Below are 6325 nucleotides of genomic sequence, written 5' to 3'. Positions count from 1 at the left end.
CCCCCCCCCCCCCCCCCCCCCCCCCCCCCCCCCCCCCCCCCCCCCCCCCCGCCCGGCGCCCCCCGGGACCGATGGTAGAAATGCGCGAGAGCAGTGCGGATGATCGAGGTGGCGTAGCAAATGGCGGAGTCCAAGGGACCCAGCACCCCGGGCGGTTCGGCGGCCCCGAAGAAGAAGCGCAAGAGCCTGTTGGACCGGATGCGCCCGTACGCGATCGGCGTGGTGGCGATGGCCGTGGTCTTCGGCGGTTCCGCGGTGATCGGCGCCCATGTCCGCAGCAACAAGGACACCAAGGTCTCCGAGCCCAGCGGCGCGGTGGCCGCGGCGCCGGTGCCGACGGCCCCCCCGGCGGGCACCGCGTCGCCCAGCCCGACGCCCCCGGCGGGACCCAAGCTCGCCATCCCGGTGCGCCCGACGATCCCGGTCACCGTCACGGTCTACGAGGACCTGCGCAGCCCGGACTCCAAGGCCTTCCAGGAGGAGTACGGGGCGGTCTTCCAGCAGCTGCTGACCACCGGCCAGGTGCAGTTCCAGTACCGCCTGGTGACGGCGACCGACAAGCAGTACGGCGGGACCGGCGCGCTGGTGGCAGCGAACGCCGCGGCCTGCGCGCAGGACCAGAGCCGTTTCGCGGCCTTCGTGGCCGAGGTGTGGAAGGCCCAGCCCGCCGACCCCAGGAGCGACGCGCTGGCCAGCGAGAGCCTGATGAAGAAGCTGGCCCGCAAGGCCGGCAAGATCAAGGCCTCCAGCTTCGACCCGTGCATCGAGCAGCGCGACCACGAGGGCTGGGCGGACAAGTCGCAGCAGCTCTTCGCCGCCGCCGACCTGGGCGCGGTCCCCGTCGTCCAGCTCAACGGCGTCAGCGTCAAGGGCGTGAGCACCACGCTGACCCCGGCGAAGCTGCACGACAAGATCATCAAGGAGGCCAAGCGGGTCGTGGCGCTCCAGGCCACCCCGACCGAGACCCCCGCGTTGGCCGGCTGACGCCCGCTGCCCGCGGCCTGAGGCACACGAAAAAGGGGGGCGGGGCCGTCCACGGCCCCGCCCCCCTCCGTGATGCCCGGTCAGGCCGGGACGCTCGCCACGCCCGGGGCGAGGAAGGGCTTGCCGTTCACCCGCTGCGAGACGCCCTCACGGTCCAGGTAGGGGGTGACACCGCCCAGGTGGAAGGGCCAGCCGGCGCCCGTGATCAGGCACAGGTCGACGTCCTGCGCCTCGGCGACCACACCCTCGTCCAGCATCAGCCCGATCTCCTGGGCCACCGCGTCCAGCACCCGGTCGCGCACCTGCTGCTCGGTCAGCACGCTGTCGCCCTGCTGGAGCAGCGCGGCGACCTCCGGGTCCAGCTCGGGGCGGCCCGAGTCGTACACGTAGAAGCCGCGCTTGCCCGCCTTGACGACCGCCGCCAGGTTCTCCGACACCGTGAAGCGGTCGGGGAAGGCCCCGTGCAGGGTCTCCGAGACGTGCAGGCCGATGGCCGGGCCGACCAGCTCCAGCAGCACCAGCGGGGACATCGGCAGGCCCAGCGGCTCGATGGCCTTCTCGGCGACCGCCACCGGAGTGCCCTCGTCGATGACGTTCTGGATCTCGCCCATGAAGCGGGTCAGGATCCGGTTGACGACGAAGGCCGGCGCGTCCTTGACCAGGACCGCGGTCTTGCGCAGCTTCTTGGCCACCGCGAAAGCCGTCGCGAGTGAGGCGTCGTCGGTGCCCTCGCCGCGGACGATCTCCAGCAGCGGCAGGATCGCGACCGGGTTGAAGAAGTGGAAGCCCACCACCCGCTCGGGGTGGTCGAGCTTCGCGGCCATCTCGGTCACCGACAGCGAGGAGGTGTTGGTGGCCAGGATCGCGTCCGGGCGTACCACCGCCTCCAGCTCGGCGAAGACCTGCTGCTTGACGCCCATCTCCTCGAAGACCGCCTCGATGACGAAATCCGCGTCACCGAAAGCCGCGGCCTTGTCGAGGTGTCCGCTCACCAGCGCCTTGAGCCGGTTCGCCTGGTCCTGGCCGATCCGGTGCTTGGCGAGCAGCTTGTCGATCTCGCCGTGGACGTAGCCCACGCCCTTGTCGATCCGCGCCTGGTCGATGTCGGTGAGCACCACCGGCACTTCGAGGCGGCGCACGAACAGCAGCGCCAGCTGAGACGCCATCAGGCCCGCGCCGACCACGCCGACCTTCGTCACCGGGCGGGCCAGCGCCTTGTCCGGCGCGCCGACCGGGCGCTTGCCGCGCCGCTGCACCAGGTCGAAGGCGTAGATGCCGCTGCGCAGTTCGCCGCTCATGGTCAGGTCGGCCAGCGCGACGTCCTCGGCGTCGAAGCCCCGCTGGAGGTCGCCGTCCTTGACCGCTGCGATGATGTCCAGCGCGCGGTAGGCGGCCGGGGCCGCCCCGTGCACCTTGCCGTCGGCGATGAAGCGCCCGCGCTCCACCGCCTGGTCCCACGCCTGGCCGCGGTCCAGCTCGGGGCGTACGACCTCGATCTCGCCCTTGAGCACGGCCGCGGTCCAGGCCAGCGACTGCTCAAGGAAGTCCGCGGCCTCGAAGAGCGCGTCGGCGATGCCCAGTTCGAAGACCTGGGTGCCCTTGAGCTGGCGGTTCTGGTTGAGCGAGTTCTCGACGATCACGGTGACCGCGCGGTCCGCGCCGATCAGGTTCGGCAGCAGCGCGCAGCCGCCCCAGCCGGGCACCAGGCCGAGGAAGACCTCGGGCATCGAGAAGGCCGGCACCGAGGCCGACACCGTGCGGTACGTGCAGTGCAGGCCGACCTCGACGCCGCCGCCCATTGCCGCGCCGTTGTAATAGGCGAAGGTCGGCACCGCCAGCGAGGACAGCCGCTTGAAGACGTCGTGGCCGCCCTTGCCGACCGAGAGCGCGTCCTGGTGGTGCTTGACCAGCTCCATGCCCTTGAGGTCGGCGCCGACGGCGAAGACGAACGGCTTGCCGGTGATGCCGACACCGCTGATCGTGCCGTCCGCGGCCTCCTGCTCGACCTGGTCGATCGCCGCGTCCAGCTTGGCGAGCGACTGCGGGCCGAAGGTGGTCGGCTTGGTGTGGTCGAAGCCGTTGTCCAGCGTGATCAGCGCGAAGCGCCCCGCGCCCGGCAGGTCCAGATGCCGCACCTGCGCGTCGGTGACGACCTCGCCGGGGAACAGCTCGGCCGCGTGCGCCAGAAGTTCGGTGGTGCTTGTCACTTGCCGCTCCCGTCGAAGTGGGGGTTCTCCCAGACGACCGTGCCGCCCATGCCGAAGCCGACGCACATCGTGGTGATGCCGTACCGCACGTGCGGCTGCTCCTCGAACTGCCGGGCCAGCTGGGTCATCAGCCGCACCCCGGAGGAGGCCAGCGGGTGCCCGAAGGCGATCGCGCCGCCGTACTGGTTGACCCGCGGGTCGTCGTCGGCGATGCCGTAGTGGTCGAGCAGCGACAGCACCTGGACGGCGAAGGCCTCGTTGACCTCGAAGAGCCCGATGTCGTCGATGCCCAGGCCCGCCTTGGCGAGCGCCTTCTCGGTGGCCGGGATCGGGCCGATGCCCATCACCTCGGGCGGAACGCCAGCGAAGGCGTACGACACCAGGCGCATCCGCACCGGCAGGCCCAGCTCGGCCGCGACGTCCTCGGCGGCCAGCAGCGAGGCGGTCGCGCCGTCGTTGAGGCCCGCCGCGTTGCCCGCGGTGACCCGGCCGTGCGCCCGGAAGGGCGTCTTGAGCGCGGCCAGCTGCTCCAGGGTGGTGCCCGGGCGCATCGGCTCGTCGGCGGTCGCCAGACCCCAGCCGGTCTCGCCGGCCTCGGCGTTGGTGCGGCGGATCGCGATCGGCACCAGGTCCTGCTGGATCCGGCCGTTGGCGTACGCCTTCGCCGCCTTCTCCTGGCTGCGGACCGCGAATTCGTCGGCCCGCGCCTTGGTCAGCTGCGGGAAGCGGTCGTGCAGGTTCTCCGCGGTCATGCCCATGGACATCGCGGACTCGTCGACCAGCTTCTCCGAGACGAACCGCGGGTTCGGGTCCACGCCCTCGCCCATCGGGTGCCGCCCCATGTGCTCGACACCGCCCGCGACCACCACGTCGTACGCGCCGAAGGCGATGCCGCCGGCCGTCGTCGTCACCGCGGTCATCGCGCCGGCGCACATCCGGTCGATCGAGAACCCGGGCACGGTCGTCGGCAGCCCGGCCAGGATCCCCGCGGTGCGGCCCAGGGTGAGCCCCTGGTCGCCGATCTGCGTCGTCGCGGCGACGGCGACCTCGTCGATACGGGCCGGGTCGAGGTCGGGGTTGCGCCGCAGCAGTTCCCGGACGCACTTGATCACCAGGTCGTCGGCGCGGGTCTCGTGGTAGATGCCCTTCGGGCCCGCTTTGCCGAACGGGGTGCGGACGCCGTCGACGAAGACGACGTCCCTCGCAGTACGGGGCACGAGGTTCCCTCTTTCTGTGTTCGCTCGCCGCCGGCCGCCGCGATCCGGTGTCGACGGACACCGGCGCGGCCTTGGGCGCGCTCACCGGGGTGACCGGGGGGATGGTGGAGGTGCGGGGCACCGCACCTCGCGGAACGAGCAACGGCGCCCACCATCATGCTACTCGCCAGTAACAGGTCGGGACAGTACAACCCGGGGAAGCGGCGTAGGTCACACCGGAAAAGGGGCTATTCCTCCGGCTCCGGCACGGGCTCCGGCGCCGGGCGCGCGGTGAGGGACTTGGCGAGCAGCGGGGTGGTCAGCTCGATCTGCCACGGGCGGGCGCCCAGCGCGGCCAGCGCCGCCGCGACCGCGTCGGGGGAGCGGTCGCCGGGTGGCGACCAGCACACCCGGCGGACGGTGTCCGGGGTGAGCAGATTCTCCTGCGGCAGATTCAGCTCCTCCGCCAGGCCGGTGACCGCGGCGCGGGCCGCCGACAGGCGGGCCGCGGCGGCCGGGTCCTTGTCGGCCCAGGCGCGCGGCGGCGGCGGTCCCGTGTACGCGGCCGTCGGCTGCGGCAGCTCGCGCTCCGGCAGCCCGCGGGCCTTGTCGACGGCGGCCTGCCACTGGTCGAGCTGGCGGCGGCCCATCCGGTGCCCGAAACCGGGCAGCGCGGCCAGCGCGTGCACATTCGGCGGGTTCTCCAGCGCCGCGGCCACGATCGCCGCGTCGCTCAGCACCCGCCCGGGGGAGACGTCCCGCTCCCGGGCGGTACGGTCGCGGGCCAGCCACAGTTCGCGCACCACGCCGATCTGCCGCCGCCTGCGCACCTTGTGCATGCCCGACGTACGGCGCCACGGGTCCACCCGGGGGGCCGGCGGCGGGGCGGCGGCGATGGCCGCGAACTCCTGGAGCGCCCACTCCAGCTTGCCCTGGGTGCGCAGCTCCTCCTCCAGCGCGTCGCGCAGGTCGACCAGCAGCTCGACGTCGAGCGCCGCGTACCGCAGCCAGGGCTCGGGCAGCGGGCGGGTGGACCAGTCGACCGCGGAGTGGCCCTTCTCCAGGGCGAAGCCCAGCACCTGCTCGACCATCGCGCCGAGCCCGACCCGCGGGAAGCCGGCCAGCCGCCCGGCCAGCTCGGTGTCGAAGAGCGAGGTCGGGTGCATGCCCAGCTCCGCGAGGCAGGGCAGGTCCTGGGTGGCGGCGTGCAGTACCCACTCGGTGCCGCGCAGCGCGGCGTCCAGGGTGGACAGGTCGGGACACCCGACGGGGTCGATCAGTGCAGTGCCTGCTCCGGCGCGGCGCAGCTGGACCAGGTAGGCCCGCTGCCCGTAGCGGTAGCCGGAGGCGCGCTCGGCGTCGACGGCGACCGGGCCGGAACCTGCGGCGAAGGCCGCGACGACTTCCGCGAGCGCCTCCGGGTCCGCGGTCACCGGCGGGATACCCTCGCGCGGGTCCAGCAGCGGAACCGGCGCCGCGTCTTCCGGGGCTGCGGTCTCTCTGGCGTCGGTCACCTGTCAAGGGTAGCCGTGCCACGCCCTCCGGGCGTTCGCCAGGCCCTCGTGGGTCCCCCCACCCCCGCTCCCGGTCCCTTCCCCGGGCCCTGGTGGCTGCCCTCCGCGGGAGAGGGTGCCCCTCTCCGCGGGAGAGGGTGCCCCTCAGGGGCGCGGGGAACTGCGCGCTCAGCCAGGGCAGTGGGAAGGAAGGCGATGCCGCGGCAAATGGCAACTGCCCAGGGGCGCGGGGGAACCGCGCGGCCAGCCACCGCGCACCGCAGGTGCGAAGGCGACAGGAGGTGGCAATCGCCCGGGGGCGCGGGGAACCGCGCGTGCGACCACAGCCGTGGTGGAGGCGAAACGCCACCGCACGCGGCACCCCGCCCAGGGGCGCTCGGGGCCGGCCCCGAGAGCGGGCGACGCAGGGGGCGGAACGTTCCGC

Annotated in this window: 4 protein-coding genes; 1 reads left to right on the top strand and 3 read right to left on the bottom strand. The window is 73.1% G+C overall.

The genetic code is table 11. The annotated features are described in order from the left end of the window. Window positions 1–120 precede the first annotated feature (120 nt). A complete protein-coding gene (locus tag V7E46_RS31775; protein ID WP_333771649.1) occupies window positions 121–984 on the top strand; it encodes a DsbA family protein in 864 nt (287 codons plus the stop codon). Between the two features lie 80 nt (window positions 985–1064). Here the strand turns inward: V7E46_RS31775 and V7E46_RS31770 are convergent, their stop codons facing one another. From V7E46_RS31770 to V7E46_RS31760, 3 genes are all read right to left on the bottom strand, one after another. Continuing rightward, the gene (locus tag V7E46_RS31770; RefSeq protein WP_333771648.1) at window positions 1065–3191 is read right to left on the bottom strand and encodes a 3-hydroxyacyl-CoA dehydrogenase NAD-binding domain-containing protein; all 2127 of its coding nucleotides are present in this window, start codon (window positions 3189–3191) and stop codon (window positions 1065–1067) included. After that, window positions 3188–4408 carry a thiolase family protein gene (locus V7E46_RS31765; RefSeq protein WP_329173785.1) on the bottom strand — a complete coding sequence of 407 codons (1221 nt, stop codon included), beginning with the start codon at window positions 4406–4408 and terminating at the stop codon, window positions 3188–3190. Before V7E46_RS31765 ends, V7E46_RS31770 begins: the two co-directional genes overlap by 4 nt. Window positions 4409–4635: 227 nt before the next feature. Next, window positions 4636–5901 (bottom strand): ribonuclease D, encoded by a 1266-nt coding sequence (locus V7E46_RS31760; protein ID WP_333771647.1) that lies wholly within the window; start codon window positions 5899–5901, stop codon window positions 4636–4638. Between the last annotated feature and the right edge of the window lie 424 nt (window positions 5902–6325).

This window comes from Streptomyces sp. IBSBF 2435, assembly GCF_036815005.1.
Lineage (GTDB): Bacteria > Actinomycetota > Actinomycetes > Streptomycetales > Streptomycetaceae > Actinacidiphila.
The sequence above is the reverse complement of the archived record's forward strand: the minus strand, read 5'-3'. Positions and strand labels throughout refer to the sequence as shown.

Excerpts from the sequence above, each read along its gene's own strand:
- V7E46_RS31775 (WP_333771649.1), top strand. The coding sequence starts at position 121 with ATGGCGGAGTCCAAGGGACCCAGCACCCCGGGCGGTTCGGCGGCCCCG.